A 15,080-nucleotide genomic window follows, 5' to 3' on the forward strand; every position below is an offset into this window, starting at 1 on the left:
ACTGAATCACCGCGAAACCCCTGTGGGAGCTAGCCTGCTAGCGATTGCGGTGTGTCAGTCAACTGATCCTTTTCTGAATGGACGCCATCGCCAGCAGGCTGGCTCCCACCCTTTTGTGCTCGGCTCAATCTCACTGAATCACTGCGAAACCCCTGTGGGAGCTAGCCTGCTAGCGATTGCGGTGTGTCAGTCAACTGATCCTTTGCTGAATGGACGCCATCGCCAGCAGGCTGGCTCCCACAGTGTTTTGTGCTCGGCTTAATCTCACTGAATCACTGCGAAACCCCTGTGGGAGCTAGGCTGCTAGCGATTGCGGTGTGTCAGTCAGCTGATCTTTTTCTGATCGAATGGCATCGCCAGCAGGCTGGCTCCTACACTGTTTTGTGTTCGGCTTAATCTCACTGAATCACCGCGAAACCCCTGTGGGAGCTAGCCTGCTGACGATTGCGGGCCTCCCTCAACGAATCAGAAAAACAGCCCCATGCGCCGCTCGTACCCGATCCGGCCCTTGTACGCCTCGCCGCTGTCGACATAGCCATGTTTGGTATACAGCGCAATGGCCGCTTGGTTGTCGGCGTCCACCGACAGTTCCAGCCCCTTGATTTCCGGCCAGGCTTCACGCGCGACGGCGGGCAGCGCTTGCAGGCATGCCTTGCCGAAACCTTTGCCTTGCGCGCGGCGATCGACCTGTAACGCGTGCAATGTGGCGCTGTGCTCATCGGCCCAGTCGGGCAATACCGGTGGACGCTTGAGCAGCAGAAACGCCACCGGCACCTCGTCTGCCAACAGGGCAAAACCTTTCACCCCAGGGCCGGGTTTCGACAGCAGCGTGTGCAACGCACCGTGAATGTCGCCGGAGAACTTGATCTGTTCGGCATGGATTTCAATCGCCTCGACTTGCCGGCGCTGCAAGGCGTTCAGGCTGTCGTACGGCACGAGTCTGGCTGACACGGGAATTTCCTTTTTCCTACAAAGAGTGAGCCTCGGATTCTAGCGATATTGGCGTCGTGAAATATTTTTGTTTGGCCTGTCGATCTGCGAAAAGCACAAACGACTAAGGGTGTCTTCCCACAAAAACCACGGAGAACACCATGAACGCACACAGCGAAATCCAGACCCTGATCAACACCTATCGCGAAGCGGTGATGACCAAGGACGTCGAAAAAGTCATGGCCCTGTACGCCGATGACATCGTCTCGTTCGACGCGATCAAGGCCCTGCAATTCAAGGGTAAAGCGGCGTACCGCGCGCATTGGGTCGAGTGCATGGAAATGTGCCCCGGCCCGCACGTTTTCGAATTTCAGGAAATCGCCATCGAAAGCGCCGACACCATCGCCTTCGCCCACTGGGTCGCTAATTGCGGCGGGACCAACGAAAAAGGTGAAACCCAGAGCTGCTGGATGCGCGTCACCGCCTGTTATCGGCAGGTTGGTGGAGCGTGGAAAATCGCCCATGAGCATTGGTCGGCGCCGTTCGATCCGATGAGCGGCGCGACCCTGTTCGATGTACAACCCTGATCTTCAGCCATAGTTGAACCGTTCGAATCAGGAGAACGCCATGAAGTATTTATGCCTGGTCTACAGCGACGAGCGCCTGCTGCATTCGTCGCCCGACAGCCCCGAAGACGCCGAATGCTGGGCCTACGCCGAGTCGATCCAGGGCAGCGGACGCATGGTCGCCGCCGAAGCGCTGGAGTCGGTGCAGACCGCCACCACGGTCAGAATGCGCAACGGCAAACTGTCGATCACCGACGGGCCGTTTGCCGAAACCAAGGAGCAACTGGCTGGGTTCTACCTGATCGACGCCAAGGATCTCAACGAAGCGCTGCAGGTCGCCGGCAACATTCCGGCAGCGCGGGTCGGCAGCGTTGAAGTGCGACCGGTGCGGCAGTTGAATGTCTGACGTGCGGGCGCGGGTCGAGCAGGTTTATCGCCAAGATTCGCGGCGGATCCTGGCAACGCTGATCCGCCTGCTCGGCGATTTCGACCTCGCCGAAGAAGCCTTGCACGAGGCGTTCTTCGTTGCGGTGGAGCGCTGGCAGCGCGACGGCGTGCCGGACAACCCGCGCACCTGGCTGGTCTCGACCGGGCGCTTCAAGGCGATTGATGTGTTGCGTCGGCGCGCGCGGTTCAAGGCTTCGCAACCGCTGCTGCTGGCGCAACTGGAGGAACTGGAACAGGCCGACTGGAGTGGCGAAGACGTGGAAGACGATCGCCTGCGCCTGATCTTCACCTGCTGTCACCCGGCGCTGGCGGCGGATGCGCAAGTGCCGCTGACCTTGCGCGAAGTCTGCGACCTGACCACCGAGGAGATCGCCCGCGCCTTTCTTTCTGCGCCGGCGGCAATCGCCCAGCGCATCGTGCGCGCGAAAGCCAAAATCCGCGACGCGAAAATCCCCTATCAGGTGCCGAGCCTGAAAGAGTTGCCCGAACGCCTCGACAGCGTCTTGCGGGTGATTTATCTGGTGTTCAACGAGGGTTATTCGGCGTCGATCGGCCATGAGCTGACCCGCGAAGACCTCACACGCGAGGCAATTCGCCTCGGGCGCCTGTTGATGGAGTTATTGCCGGAGCCGGAAGTGATCGGGCTGCTGGCGCTGATGCTGCTGCACGAATCGCGGCGACCGGCACGCACCTCGCCGAGCGGCGAACTGGTGCTGCTCGACGATCAGGATCGCGCGTTGTGGGACGCCGGGTTGATCGCCGAAGGCTGTGCACTGGTCGAGCGCGCGCTGACTACCCGGCGGTTCGGCCCGTATTCTCTGCAGGCGGCGATTGCTGCGGTACACGCCGAGGCGCCGAGCGCGGCGCAAACCGATTGGGTGCAGATCGTCGGGCTTTATGACGTGCTGCTGCGGGCGCTGCCGTCGCCGGTGATCGAATTGAATCGCGCGGTGGCGGTGGCCAAGCGCGATGGGCCGGGGGCGGGGCTGAGTCTGATTGAAGAGATTTTGCAGCGCGGCGAATTGCAGGATTACCACCTGGCGCATTCGGCGCGGGCGGAGTTTTGTCGGCAGTTGGGGCGTGTGGATGAGGCGCGCATAGCCTATTTGCGTGCTCTTGAGCTGACTCGACAAGAACCTGAGCGGCGTTTTATTGAAGGGCGTCTGAGCGAATTGGACTGACCTGAGATCTCACCGGCCGTGCCGGCCTCATCGCTAGCAGGCTAGCTCCCACAGGTGTCGAAGGTGTCCATGAATATTGTGCACGACCCGGACATTGTGGGAGCTAGCCTGCTAGCGATTGGCAGCGCCACTATTCCAGCATCAGGCTAGCTCCCACAGGTGTCGAGGTTGTCCATGAGTATTGTGCACGACTCGGACATTGTGGGAGCTAGCCTGCTAGCGATTGGCAGCGCCACTATTCCAGCATCTTCCCCAGCAACCAGCTCCCCGCCGGCCCCGGTGGATAAAGGCGTGACCACAGCGCATCGACAAACACCGGTTTCGGCCAGCCGCGCACGTTCAGTTCCACCAGCAATTCATTGCCATAGCGCTGCGCCAGCCAGCGCGGCAGCGGTGCCCAGCCAAACCCTTTTTCGGCCATTTCCATCAGCATCAGATAGCTCGGCGCCGACCACACCCGGCCTTTGCCGCGGCTGTCATATGGATTGACGATGGTCGCCAGGCGCAACTCGCGATGGTCCTCCAGCATTTGCTGATCCACCTGCTCAAGCTTTGCCAGCGCATGCTCGCGGTTGACGAACAGGGCGATCTCGGTGCGTTCGGCCACGGTCGAGGTCACCAGGTCGGGCGGATAATTTTCCTGCATTTCGGCGAAGGCCAGATGCGCGCGGCCGCGCTGGACCAGTTCGATCAAGTCCTCGCATTCGGCGATCAGGCATTCGAGTTGCAAGTCCGGGTAGCGCTGTTCGAACTCCACCAGCGCCGCCTCGAATCGATACGACTGATAGGTGTCGGAAATCGCCACCGTCAGCTTCGGCTCGACGCCTTGCGACAATTGCCGTGCGGTCATTTCCAGACGATTGCTCGCCGCCAGAATCGCCTCGGCCCTTTGCAGCAGGACATGCCCGGCCGGGGTCAACGTCGGTTTGCGGCTGCTGCGGTCGAACAGCACCACATTCAGATCGATCTCCAGGCTGGCCACCGCCGCGCTGATGGTCGACTGACTGCGCCCCAGTTTGCGTGCCGCTGCGGAAAACGAACCTTGCGTCGCCGCCTGCACGAACGCCAACAGCACTTCCTGCGAGATCATCAACTATCGCCTTGATCGATGGTTATTGATTATGAAGTATCGGTGTGAGGATTGATCATTGCAACCATCTTCACCCAAGGAGCCCGACCATGACTGCCGACAAATCCATCACTGAACGTATTTTCCAGGCCATCGGTTTCGAGCTGCTAGCGATCCTGATCTGCACACCGTTGCTGGCGTGGCTGTTGCAAAAACCGCTGCTCGACATGGGCGCGGTCACCGTGCTGATCGCGCTGCTGGCGCTGGGCTGGAACGTGGTGTTCAACCGGTTCTTTGATCAGGTGCTGGTGCGTCTGAACGTTGCCCATAACGCCTGGGTGCGAGTGGTGCATGCGCTGCTATTCGAAGGCGGTTTGATCGTGATGGGCGTGCCGTTGATCGCCTGGTGGCTGTCGGTCAGCCTGTGGCAGGCGCTGCTGCTCGATATCGGTGTGCTGCTGTTTTTCCTGCCGTACACCTACGTTTATCACTGGGGTTATGACGTGCTGCGCGAGCGCTTCGTATCGCGCAACGTCTGTCAGGGTTAAACGCAAAAATCGCAGCCACTGAAGGCTGCGATTTTTTTTCGTTTCAAATCAGAGAAACATGCCGCCGGAAGCCTCGACACGCTGGCCGTTGATCCACCGACCGCCGTCGGACAGCAACAGCGCCAGCGCGCCGCCGATATCGTCCGGTTGCCCGGCACGCCCCAGTGCCGTGTTGCTGGCGACCATCGCATTCAACGCCGAATTGTCGCGCACGGCACCGCCACCAAAATCAGTCTCGATGGCGCCCGGCGCAAGAATGTTCACGCCGATCTGCCGTGCGCCCAGCTCCTTGGCCTGATAACGCGTCAGCACTTCCATCGCGCCTTTCATCGCTGCATAAGCACCGTAACCGGGCAGGCTGAAGCGGGTCAGGCCGCTGGAAACATTGATGATGCGCCCGCCATCGTTGATCAGCGGCAGCAACTGTTGAGTCAGAAAAAACGGCCCTTTCAACTGCACATTCATCAGCAGATCGAACTGCTCCGGGGTGGTGTCGGTGAACAACGCGTGCACGCCAATCCCGGCATTGTTGACCAGAAAATCCAAGCGCTGACGGTCGAAAGTGTGCTGCAAGGCCTGCTCAACCCGCGCGCCGAAATCGGCAAAGCTGTCACTGCGGCCAACGTCCAGTTGCAGCATGACCGCTTTGGCGCCGAGCGCTTGCAGTTCGCTGACCAGCGCTTGCGCCTCGTCAGCGCGGCTGTGGTAAGTGCCGATGATGTCGATGCCTTGCGCGGCGAGGTGCAGCGCGGCGTTTTTGCCGAGGCCACGGCTGGCGCCGGTGATCAATGCGATTTTACAGTTCATGGGGCTTGCTCCGATTGCGTTGAGTGGGGATGGATCAAAGTTTATTTATCCGTCCCAAGCTGATAAACAGAGTGAAAGCGGAATCACTGATCGGATCAGCCGAACAATCGCGGGGCGCCAAAATGAACAAACTGGAACTGCTGCGCACCTTCGTGCGGGTCAGCGAACTGTCGAGTTTCACCCTCGCCGGCGAAAGCCTGGGTCTGCCGCGCTCGACCGTGTCCGAGCATGTGCAGGCGCTGGAAGCCCTGCTCGGTACGCGCTTGTTGCAGCGCACCACGCGCAAGGTGCAAGCGACCCAGGACGGCATGGTCCTGTACGAGCGCAGCAAGGATCTGCTGTCGCACATGGACGAGATTGAAGGCTTGTTCCGCCAGGACGAGGCCTCGCTGACCGGGCGCATCCGTGTCGACATGCCGAACATTCTCGCCCGGCGTCTGGTCATGCCGCGCCTACCGCAGTTCATGCAGCAGCACCCGAATCTACAACTGGAAATCAGCAGCACCGACCGCCGTGTCGATCTGCTCAGCGAAGGCTTCGACTGCGTGCTGCGCGTCGGCGCGCAACCGGATCAATCGGTGGTGGCGCGGCACCTCGGCGACTTCTCGATGATCAACTGCGCCAGCCCCGCGTACCTTGAACGCTACGGCGTGCCGCAAACCCTGGAGGATCTCGCGCAGCATCGGCTGGTGCATTACGTCGGCGTGCTGGGGTCGCGTTCGGAAGGTTTTGTCTACGAGGAGGGCGGCGAGGTGCGGCGATTGCCGATGGCCGGCAGCATCACGGTCAACAGCACCGATGCTTACGAGGCGGCGTGCCTCGGTGGCTTTGGCCTGACTCAGGTACCGCGCACCGGCATGCAGCCGCATCTGGATAACGGCGAACTGGTTACCGTGCTGCCGCAATACACCGCACCGGCGATGCCGATTTCATTGCTGTATGCGCGGCAACGGCATTTGCCATTGCGGGTGCGGGTGTTTATGGATTGGCTGGGGGAGGTGGTTCGGTCGACGCTCTGACTGACACCACTCATAAAACTGTGGGAGCTAGCCTGCTAGCGATTGCGGTGTGTCAGTCACCATTGATATGAACTGACAGATTGCAATCGCTAGCAGGCTAGCTCCCACAGGGATTCCCGATTGCTCAAAAGATCTGGGTGAACAGCCAATACAGGCTGCCCGACAGCAGGATCGCCGCCGGCAAGGTCAGCACCCACGCCATCAGCAAATTGCGGATGGTCTTCATCTGCAACCCGCCGCCATTGGCGACCATGGTCCCGGCCACACCGGACGACAGCACGTGGGTGGTCGAGACCGGCAAACCGAACATGTCTGCCGCGCCGATGGTCAGCATCGCCACGGTTTCCGCCGAGGCACCTTGCGCATAAGTCAGGTGGGTCTTGCCGATTTTCTCGCCGACGGTCACCACAATGCGTTTCCAGCCGACCATGGTGCCAAGCCCCAGCGCAATGGCCACGGCAATCTTCACCCACAGCGGAATAAAGCGCGTGGCGTTATCGATCTGCTGTTTGAACAACTGGAGTTTGCTGCTGGTATCGGCGTCGAAATTGCCAACCTTGTTCTTGTCCATCAGGCGAATGCTTTCGCTGGCCAAGTACATGTCGTTGCGCACGTTGCCCATGGCTTCGGCCGGAACCTTGGCCAGCGAACCGTAGCCTTTGACTTCTTCGCCAATGTGCCCGGTCAACGCGGCGAGGGCGGGAATCAGTTGCGGTGTGGCTTCCTTGCTGCGTACGTAATCGGAAAGGATCGGGCGCGGATCGGCCGGTGCCGGCAGCGGTGAGCTTTTCACCAGCGCTTGCTGGGTGACTTGCGCCACAGCGGCGAACTGCAGCGATTGTTCTTCCGGCATGGTGCGGTTCAAGGCGTAGGCCATCGGCAAGGTGCCGACCAGAATCAGCATGATCAGGCCCATGCCTTTTTGTCCGTCGTTGGAGCCGTGGGCGAAGGACACGCCGGTGCAGGTGGCGATCAGCAAACCGCGAATCCACAACGGCGGCGGCGTGGTGCCTTCGGGGGCCTTGTACAGCGAGCGATTCTTGACGAAGGCGCGCAGTGCCAGCAGCAACAGCGCGGCGCAACCGAAACCCACCAGCGGCGACAACAGCAAGGCGTAACCGATCTTGGTTGCCTGCGCCCAGTCGACACCGCTGGTGCCGTCGCGGCCGTGCATCAGCGCATTGGCCACGCCGACGCCGATGATCGAGCCGATCAGCGTGTGCGAAGACGACGCCGGCAGCCCCAGCCACCAGGTGCCGAGGTTCCACAGAATGGCGGCGATCAGCAAAGCGAAAATCATCGCGAACCCAGCCGACGAACCGACCTGCAGAATCAACTCCACCGGCAGCAACGCGATGATGCCGAACGCTACCGCGCCGCTGGAAAGCAGCACGCCGAGAAAGTTGAAAAAGCCCGACCAGACCACCGCCACATTCGGCGGCAGCGAGTGGGTGTAGATCACCGTCGCCACCGCGTTGGCCGTATCGTGGAAACCGTTGACGAACTCGAAGCCCAGCGCAATCAGCAGCGCCACGCCGAGCAGCAGAAACGGCGTCCAGGTGGTCACCACCGTGCCGAGTTCGTGCATGTCGTGCATCAGGCTATAGGCGGTGAACAGCATGCCCATGGCCAGTACCGCGAAAAAGATCACATAAGTGAACGGGCCGGGTTTCTTGTCCAGCGCCGGCCTGCCGCTGGCGGCAGAGGCGGGGCTGGCGGTCAGGGAGGGAGTAGCCATGAGCGGACAATCCTCAGCGAGGGAAGGAATGTCGCCCATGATCGTTGCAGAATGTTACAGAGAGACTGCGGCAGATCAGTGTTTGCCTGATTAGTCTGACCATTGATCTTAAGAACGCCGAAGTCCCCTGTGGGAGCTGGCTTGCCAGCGATGGCGGACTGACATTCAACATGGGTGTTGGCTGACCTGATGCTATCGCTGGCAAGCCAGCTCCCACAGGGGAACGGTGGAATATGTGGTCAATAATCCCCACGCTTGCGAAACGCCCAGCGCCCGGCGATCACGGTGAACGTCGCCACCAGCGCGACCAGTACCCAGAACCCGTGTGGGTCCTGCGATAACGGCACGCCGCCGACATTCATGCCGAAGAAACCGGCGATGATGTTTATCGGCAGCGCCAGCACCGTCACCACGGTCAGGGTGAACAGCGTGCGGTTGCTTTGTTCGTTGAGGTTGGCGGCGATCTCTTCCTGGAGCAACTTGATCCGCTCGCCGAGGGCGGTGAGGTCGTTGATGATCAGCGCGAACTCCTCGGTGGACTTGCGTAACTCCTTCACATCCTCCTTCTGCAACCACGGCGGCGGGCGGTTGAGCAGGCGCAGCAGCGAACCCGGTTCCAGCGCCAGCAAGCGTTGCAGGCGCACCAGCACGCGGCGGTTGGCGCCGAGTTCGGCGCGGTTGGTCGACAGCCGCGAAGAGAGCAATTCGTCCTCGACCTGATCGACGCTCAAACTGGTCTTGCGCACGATCTGCGTCAGCACCTCGCCTTGATCGCGCAGCAGGTGCACGAGCAATTCCGACGGCGAACGAAAGCGCTCGCCGGCCTTCACCGACGAGCGCAATTTGTCCACCGAGTGCAGCGGTTGCAGGCGCGCGCTGACGATCAGTTTGCTGCGCACACAAACCCACAGCGTCGACACGTCCGAGGAGACCATGCTGCTGAGGTTGAACACCACGTCGTTGACCACCGCCAGCAACGCTGAGTCGACATGCTCGATGCGTGTCGAACGCGAGCCCTCATGCAGCGCTTCGAAAAATTCTTCCGGCAACTGCAAATGACTTTTCATCCAGCGCTCACAGGCGGCGTGGGCCAGATTCAGGTGCAGCCAGAGGAATTCGCCGCTGTCGCTGTCGTCCTGCAAACAGCGCAACGCCGTCGCTGAATCGACTTCGCGACCGCGTTCGCCGGGCAGAAAACGGAAGCCATAGAGCAAACCGAACAGGTCTGGATCGCGATGGCTGATATCGAGGCTGTGGTTCATGGCGGCTCGCTGCGAGGAGGGCGGCTGATGCGGGTTTTACAGATTCACCTGAGCGGCATCATCGCAATGTCACATGACATTTATGTGACAGTAAAACGGCGCCAAATCAATGCCTTACCGGCTGTCGGAAGATTCTCAAGAAGGGCTCTGGCACGCCGATCTCAGCTGAGTTAGGTTGCGCGCCATTGGCTTTGAGCCAAGGTTCGCCGACAGGGAGGTCCGGCCATTTTTCACGCTCGTTCCGGGCGTGCTCCACCCCTGTCGTGAGTACCTTCGATGCTGCAAAAATCCCTGAGAGCGCAAATGCTCGCCCTGTTGAGTGGCAGTCTGCTGGCGGTGCTGTTGATCGCGCTGGCCTGCTTCCATTTCCTGTCCAATGGCGTACGGAGTTACAGCCAGTTGCTTGCCGGTCCGTTGCACACGTCGCAACTGATCGACGAAGCCAACCTGCAATTCAAGGTGCAGGTGCAGGAATGGAAAAACGTCTTGCTGCGCGGCAAGCAGCCGGCTGATCTGGCCAAGTACTGGGGGCAGTTCGAAGACCGTCAGCGCGACGTACAGAAAATCCTCGGTGAACTGGCCGGCCAGCGCGGCATCGAGCCGCGCCTGAAAAGCCGCATCGAACGCCTGCGTGACGAACACCGCCAACTCGGCGCGGCCTACCAGAAGGGCCGCGATGCCTACGTCGCCGCCAGCGGTGATCCGGCGGCAGGCGATGCGGCAGTCAAAGGCGTCGACCGCGCGACCAGCGATCAGATGAGCGAACTGGTGACTGAACTGCGCCAGCAGGGTACCGAGCAGTCGGCATTGATCAGTGCCGGCGCCGATCGCACGGTCTGGATCGGCTTGCTGGTGATGCTCGCGTCGGGGCTGCTGATCGGCCTGCTGAGCCTGTGGCTGGTCAACCGCAACCTGGTCGAGCCGATCCGCAAACTCATCGACTATGTGAGCCAATTGAGTCGCGGCCAACTCGCCGCGCGTGTGACCAACGAGCGGCACGACGAGCTGGGCAACCTCGCCACTGCAGCGAACACCTTGCGCGATTTCCTCGCCGACACCTTCACCCGTTTGCAGCGCAGTGCCAGCGATCTGGACAGCGCCAGCGGTGAGCTGAACGCCATCGCCACGACCATGGCCGGCGGCACCAACGAGCAATTCAACCGCACCGATCAAGTGGCCACGGCGATGAACGAAATGTCCGCCACCGCCCAGGAAGTCGCGCGCCACGCCGCCGACGCCGCTCGCGCTGCCGACGACGCCGATCAGTCGGCGCAGCAGGGCGAGAAGGTCATGCAGACCACCATCCATTCGATCACCCAGATGCGCGGCGAAATCGCCAACACCGCCACCGTGATCCGCCGCCTCGAAGCCGACAGCGGGCGCATCGGTAAAGTGCTGGAAGTGATTCGCGGCATCGCCGAACAGACCAACCTGCTCGCGCTCAACGCCGCCATCGAAGCAGCACGCGCTGGCGAGGCCGGACGTGGCTTTGCCGTGGTCGCCGACGAAGTGCGCAACCTCGCACAGCGCACCGCAGAATCGATCATCGAAATCAACCAGATCATCCAGAGCGTGCAGACCGGCGCGGTGGACGCTGCACACGCCATCGATAATGGCCAGGCGCGCAGCGATGAAAGCGTCGAGCAAGTCACCCAAGCTGGCGCGATGCTCGAGCGCATCACTCATGCGGTGGAAGCGATCCGCGACATGAACCGGCAGATCGCTACCGCGGCTGAGGAGCAGACGTCGGTGGCCGAAGACATCTCGCGCAACCTGACTGAAATCACCGCGATTGCCAGTACCAATCTGGATAACGTGCAGCGCACCGAGAGTGCCAGCCAGAATCTGCATGGGCTGTCGGGGCAGTTGAATGAAGTGACGGCGCGGTTGGGTGCCTGATTGGTTTGGGGCGTGGTGTGTCAGTTTTTACGGCGTGATGGCTTGGCCCTCACCCTAACCCTCCCGAAACGTCGGACCGCCCAGAGGGAGAGGGGACTGACCGCAGGGAATGTGTGAATTGCGCCAAACTTGCCGAACTCAGATTTGAGCGGCCCGCAAATCGGCTCCCTCTCCTGGGGGAGAGGGCTGGGGTGAGGGGGAATCGATTTCCCAGTCACCCCAAACCTCACGTCAAACCCCAGCCACAAAAAAACCGCACGATCGTTAAATCGTGCGGCTCTTTACCAGCGCTCTATCAAGTATCTTGCTTGTTGCTCAACACCTTGCCGGTAGTTGCATCAAAGTCCACATCGAACTCTTTGCCGTCAGCGGTCTTGAGTTCAACTTCATACTCATAACCGTTGAAGTGGTTATCCAGGTCGGTGTCAGTAATGGTCGCACCCGGATGCAGTTTAAGCGCCTCGGCGTTCATCGATTCCAGCGACTTGATCTTGCCGTCTTTCACCAGTTGCGGGATCTGGTCGATGCGTACGTCGGCCTGAGCCAGGCCTGTGGTGAGGGTCAGGGCAGCGGCGGTAAACAGGGCAGTCAAAGTTTTCATCGGTTCATTCCTTGGTTGTGCGTTGAAGTGGTTGATCTGTGTAAGTGAGTTCAGATTAACCAGCGCAACTTAACTCACCCTTAAATCTCTGCTTCGCGATAAAACTGCTCTTTGTGAGAGCGAGCCTGCTCGCGAAGCAGGCGACTGGATAACGGCTCAGAAACCGTTCTTCTTCAAAACTTCATCAACACTGCCAGCCGCCGGGCGCTGGTAAAACTTCAACAGTTCACTGGCGCGGTTGGTAAAGATGCCATCGACACCGGCCGCCATCACTTTCTCGTAATCCACCGGCTCATCGACGGTGTAGACGTGCACGAGCATGCCCTGATCATGGGTGTACTGATTCATCCACGGCTGCACCAGATCCGAATAGCTCTGGTCACCGCCATGGCTCAGCTTCGCCGAAGGGCCGGTGCCGATCGCGCCTTGGGCCTTGGCGTAGTCGACCCACTGCTTGAATTCAGCTTCGGACTTCGGTTCCTGTTTACCGTAGAAAACGTTCTTGTCCTTTTCGCCGGAAGCGGCAAAGGTCACGTTCGATTTCGGCTCGATGCTGCCTTCGCCGACCCACAACAGCAGGATCTTCGGTACTTGCGGCATTTCCTTTTCCAGCAATTGCAGGCTGTTCTTGTCGAACGTCTGCAGGATCACCTTGCCTTTGCCCTGGCCGACGCCGAGCGCGCTTTTCGCCAGTTTCGAACCGGCCGGGCTCAGCCAGCCGCGGTCCTGGAGTTTTTCCTTGAGGTCATGTTCGATGCCGGGAAACAGCTGCGGCTCTTTGGTTTCGATGTACAGGCCCGGCTTGTGCTGTGGATTGGCGCGAGCGATGTCGATGATTTCATCGAGGGTCAGAATCTTCAGCCCGGCATAGGACGGGCGCGCGCGGTCCGGGTACTTGGCGTTGAACCAGCTACCGGCGTCGAGGGTTTTCAGTTCGGCCATGGTGAACGCGGTGGCCGGGCTGTCCTTGCGTTCCGGAAATTTGCTCGCAACGTCGGTGGTGCGCTGCAGATTGTCGTCGTGCAGGGCGAACAACACGCCGTCCTTGCTGCGCTGCAAATCCATTTCCAGATAATCGGCGCCCAGATCGCGGGCCAGTCGGTAAGCGGCGGCGGTGGATTCCGGCGCATCGAACGACGCGCCACGGTGAGCGATCACCGCCGGGTGCGGGATGCCGTGGGCCGCGGCGATGGCTTCAGGATCGCTGTGGCTGGCGGCCTGCGCCTGACCGAGGCCGAGCAGCAGACTCAGGACCAAAGCGCTTTTGGTAAAAGTAGCGGGCATGTTCGAGTTCCTTTCGCAGGCAATTTCAAAGAGGACTGTTTTAACAACTGAAGCGCTCGGGTGCCAGCGCAGGACCGACATAAACGTATTAAAAGCGAATTTTCCTGCACGTTTGTGGCGCCGTTTGCAGTACGCTTGCCCTCGGCAGACACCCCGGCAGAGGGTGCGCCGCTCAGTGGCCCTGCGTGTAAACCATCGATCATCATTCGCGAGGTTTACCATGCGCATCACCTCCCAACTCATCTGCCAGGCCGCCGACGACCTCAAGGGCTTCGTCGGCCTCAATCGCAAGACCGGTCAATACATCGTCAGATTCAGCGAAGACTCGTTCGGGATGGACGTCGCCGACGACGGCATCATCGCCGCCAGCGAATTCGTCTGGGCCCCCACGACCGAACAGACCATGACCCTTAAACGCGGGTTGATCCAGTTGCTGCTGGATCAACACATCGACGACCGGATCAACATCACCGAACCGCTGCGCGTTTACATGAGCAAGGTGCAAGTGCCGGAGATCGTGGCGGTGCGCAGTCTGGTGCGGGGCTGAAGCCTTGCGGTGACCCGGTAGCCGCCATCGCCAGCAGGCTGGCTCCCACAATGGATTCGTGGCGAGCCTAAAACCCTATGGGAACTAGCAGGGAATTGAGGTATTCACCGATCCCTGTGGGAGCCAGCCTGCTGGCGATGGCGGCTTGCTGGGCGCCGCCATCCTTAATGCCCGAATGCATACTCGCGCTCAACCCGGCACACCCGAGTGCTGAACTCCGAATACCACTGCGAGCGTCCACGCGCCTGAATCGCCCGGTGCTCGGGGTGATCTCGCCACGCCAGAATTGCCGCCTCGCTCTGCCAATACGACACGGTGATGCCGATGCCGTCCGCGCCTCGAACCGATTCCATCCCGAGAAACCCTGGCTGGTCCCGCGCCAGCTCGACCATGCGTTGCGCCGCAGCGGCATAACCATTGTCACCCTCGGTTCGGGTTGAAGTGAAAATTACCGCAAAGCAGTCAGGCATCAACGTGGCTCCAGGCAAGCTTGGAAAAATGCGCGTACCAACGGCGGCGTTTGTCCTGGAAGCGCTGCACGTTCCGGCTGAAACAACGTCGCGACAAAGAACCGGTGACCCTTTAGCTCAACCGCACGCAAATCCCCGGCTGAATCGTGGCCGACTGCTTGAAGCTGATCGCTTAAGAGTCGCTCTGCGAACTGCGGATTCACCCCATAACGGCAGCGATAACCTTCACGAATTTCAGCCGTTTCGTACGCCTTGGCGATCAACGAGCCAGGCACGAGATGAATGCTGTCCACTGCCTCGACCAGCGAACACGTCAGCGGCGTAAGCAATGCGCGCCCGGACTCCGGCGAGGTTTCACCATGTGCCGCATCGGCCCAGCCCAGCACATTGCGTGAATATTCCAGCACGGCATGTTGAAAACCGCCGCAAGTGCCGAGGAAAGGCCGCTGCTGTTCGCGGGCAAACCGGATCGCGCGCAAGGCGCCAGCTTCGCTTTTGTAAGGACTGGCCGGCACGCACCAGAAACCGTCGAAGGCGTCCAGCGGCGTATCGCCGTGGATCTGCTCGGTGGGCAACCATTCGAATTGCACCGCGCGCTCGAGCTGTTCGGCAACCAGCCCGAGGGCGACGGGAATGGCCCGATGGGCGGTGACTTGCGGGTCGTGATCGCCGATCAGGGCGATGCGGATGGCGTTGCGTTCCATGGGATGTC

At 60.6% G+C, this 15,080-nt stretch carries 16 protein-coding genes; 7 read left to right on the forward strand and 9 right to left on the reverse strand.

Translation table 11 applies throughout. The features are described 5' to 3' along the window. Positions 1 to 465 precede the first annotated feature (465 nt). A complete protein-coding gene (locus J3P75_RS07205; RefSeq protein ID WP_434709774.1) occupies positions 466 to 951 on the reverse strand; it encodes a GNAT family N-acetyltransferase in 486 nt (161 codons plus the stop codon). Between the two features lie 140 nt (positions 952 to 1,091). Between J3P75_RS07205 and J3P75_RS07210 the strand changes: the two genes are divergently transcribed. Genes J3P75_RS07210 through J3P75_RS07220 form a run of 3 tightly spaced genes read left to right on the forward strand, consistent with a single transcriptional unit; the run spans position 1,092 to position 3,124 of the window. After that, positions 1,092 to 1,517, forward strand: a complete 426-nt coding sequence (locus J3P75_RS07210) for a YybH family protein (RefSeq protein WP_203419186.1) — start codon at positions 1,092 to 1,094, stop codon at positions 1,515 to 1,517. Positions 1,518 to 1,557: 40 nt separating this feature from the next. Then, on the forward strand, positions 1,558 to 1,902 hold the full coding sequence (locus tag J3P75_RS07215; protein WP_077574226.1) for a YciI family protein: 345 nt from the start codon (positions 1,558 to 1,560) through the stop codon (positions 1,900 to 1,902). Then, positions 1,895 to 3,124 (forward strand): RNA polymerase sigma factor, encoded by a 1,230-nt coding sequence (locus J3P75_RS07220; protein WP_434709775.1) that lies wholly within the window; start codon positions 1,895 to 1,897, stop codon positions 3,122 to 3,124. Before J3P75_RS07215 ends, J3P75_RS07220 begins: the two co-directional genes overlap by 8 nt. 235 nt (positions 3,125 to 3,359) lie before the next feature. Here J3P75_RS07220 and J3P75_RS07225 read toward each other — a convergent pair whose 3' ends face one another. Continuing rightward, positions 3,360 to 4,214 carry a LysR family transcriptional regulator gene (locus J3P75_RS07225; protein ID WP_434709776.1) on the reverse strand — a complete coding sequence of 285 codons (855 nt, stop codon included), beginning with the start codon at positions 4,212 to 4,214 and terminating at the stop codon, positions 3,360 to 3,362. Positions 4,215 to 4,303: 89 nt separating this feature from the next. On the opposite strand from J3P75_RS07225, the gene J3P75_RS07230 reads away from it, so the two are divergent. Next, the gene (locus tag J3P75_RS07230) at positions 4,304 to 4,741 is read left to right on the forward strand and encodes a multidrug/biocide efflux PACE transporter (protein WP_434709777.1); all 438 of its coding nucleotides are present in this window, start codon (positions 4,304 to 4,306) and stop codon (positions 4,739 to 4,741) included. Between the two features lie 48 nt (positions 4,742 to 4,789). Here the strand turns inward: J3P75_RS07230 and J3P75_RS07235 are convergent, their stop codons facing one another. Then, positions 4,790 to 5,548 (reverse strand): SDR family NAD(P)-dependent oxidoreductase, encoded by a 759-nt coding sequence (locus tag J3P75_RS07235; protein ID WP_434709778.1) that lies wholly within the window; start codon positions 5,546 to 5,548, stop codon positions 4,790 to 4,792. 122 nt (positions 5,549 to 5,670) lie between these two features. Between J3P75_RS07235 and J3P75_RS07240 the strand changes: the two genes are divergently transcribed. Further along, on the forward strand, positions 5,671 to 6,567 hold the full coding sequence (locus J3P75_RS07240; protein ID WP_434709779.1) for a LysR family transcriptional regulator: 897 nt from the start codon (positions 5,671 to 5,673) through the stop codon (positions 6,565 to 6,567). 124 nt (positions 6,568 to 6,691) lie between these two features. On the opposite strand, the gene J3P75_RS07245 is transcribed toward J3P75_RS07240, so the two are convergent. Together J3P75_RS07245 and J3P75_RS07250 are read right to left on the reverse strand one after the other, a co-directional pair. Then, a complete protein-coding gene (locus J3P75_RS07245; protein WP_434709780.1) occupies positions 6,692 to 8,305 on the reverse strand; it encodes an inorganic phosphate transporter in 1,614 nt (537 codons plus the stop codon). Positions 8,306 to 8,544: 239 nt separating this feature from the next. After that, positions 8,545 to 9,567 (reverse strand): transporter, encoded by a 1,023-nt coding sequence (locus tag J3P75_RS07250; RefSeq protein ID WP_434709781.1) that lies wholly within the window; start codon positions 9,565 to 9,567, stop codon positions 8,545 to 8,547. Between the two features lie 276 nt (positions 9,568 to 9,843). Here J3P75_RS07250 and J3P75_RS07255 point away from each other — a divergent pair, with 276 nt between their 5' ends. Continuing rightward, positions 9,844 to 11,466, forward strand: a complete 1,623-nt coding sequence (locus tag J3P75_RS07255) for a methyl-accepting chemotaxis protein (RefSeq protein WP_434709782.1) — start codon at positions 9,844 to 9,846, stop codon at positions 11,464 to 11,466. A 295-nt stretch (positions 11,467 to 11,761) separates the two neighbouring features. Here the strand turns inward: J3P75_RS07255 and J3P75_RS07260 are convergent, their stop codons facing one another. After that, positions 11,762 to 12,067, reverse strand: a complete 306-nt coding sequence (locus tag J3P75_RS07260) for a PepSY domain-containing protein (protein WP_434709783.1) — start codon at positions 12,065 to 12,067, stop codon at positions 11,762 to 11,764. A 156-nt stretch (positions 12,068 to 12,223) separates the two neighbouring features. Next, on the reverse strand, positions 12,224 to 13,351 hold the full coding sequence (locus J3P75_RS07265; RefSeq protein ID WP_434709784.1) for a glycerophosphodiester phosphodiesterase: 1,128 nt from the start codon (positions 13,349 to 13,351) through the stop codon (positions 12,224 to 12,226). Between the two features lie 220 nt (positions 13,352 to 13,571). On the opposite strand from J3P75_RS07265, the gene J3P75_RS07270 reads away from it, so the two are divergent. Then, positions 13,572 to 13,898 (forward strand): DUF2025 family protein, encoded by a 327-nt coding sequence (locus J3P75_RS07270; RefSeq protein ID WP_434709785.1) that lies wholly within the window; start codon positions 13,572 to 13,574, stop codon positions 13,896 to 13,898. A 164-nt stretch (positions 13,899 to 14,062) separates the two neighbouring features. Here the strand turns inward: J3P75_RS07270 and J3P75_RS07275 are convergent, their stop codons facing one another. Together J3P75_RS07275 and J3P75_RS07280 are read right to left on the reverse strand one after the other, a co-directional pair. Then, positions 14,063 to 14,368: an antibiotic biosynthesis monooxygenase family protein gene (locus J3P75_RS07275; protein WP_434709786.1), complete on the reverse strand. Its 306-nt coding sequence runs from the start codon at positions 14,366 to 14,368 to the stop codon at positions 14,063 to 14,065. Continuing rightward, complete coding sequence (locus J3P75_RS07280; RefSeq protein ID WP_434709787.1) at positions 14,368 to 15,072, reverse strand: CTP synthase C-terminal region-related (seleno)protein; 705 nt, start codon at positions 15,070 to 15,072, stop codon at positions 14,368 to 14,370. The genes J3P75_RS07275 and J3P75_RS07280 overlap by 1 nt, the downstream gene beginning before the upstream one ends. Positions 15,073 to 15,080 lie beyond the last annotated feature (8 nt).

It is taken from the genome of Pseudomonas sp. R1-1, from assembly GCF_051132135.1.
Taxonomy (GTDB): Bacteria; Pseudomonadota; Gammaproteobacteria; order Pseudomonadales; family Pseudomonadaceae; genus Aquipseudomonas.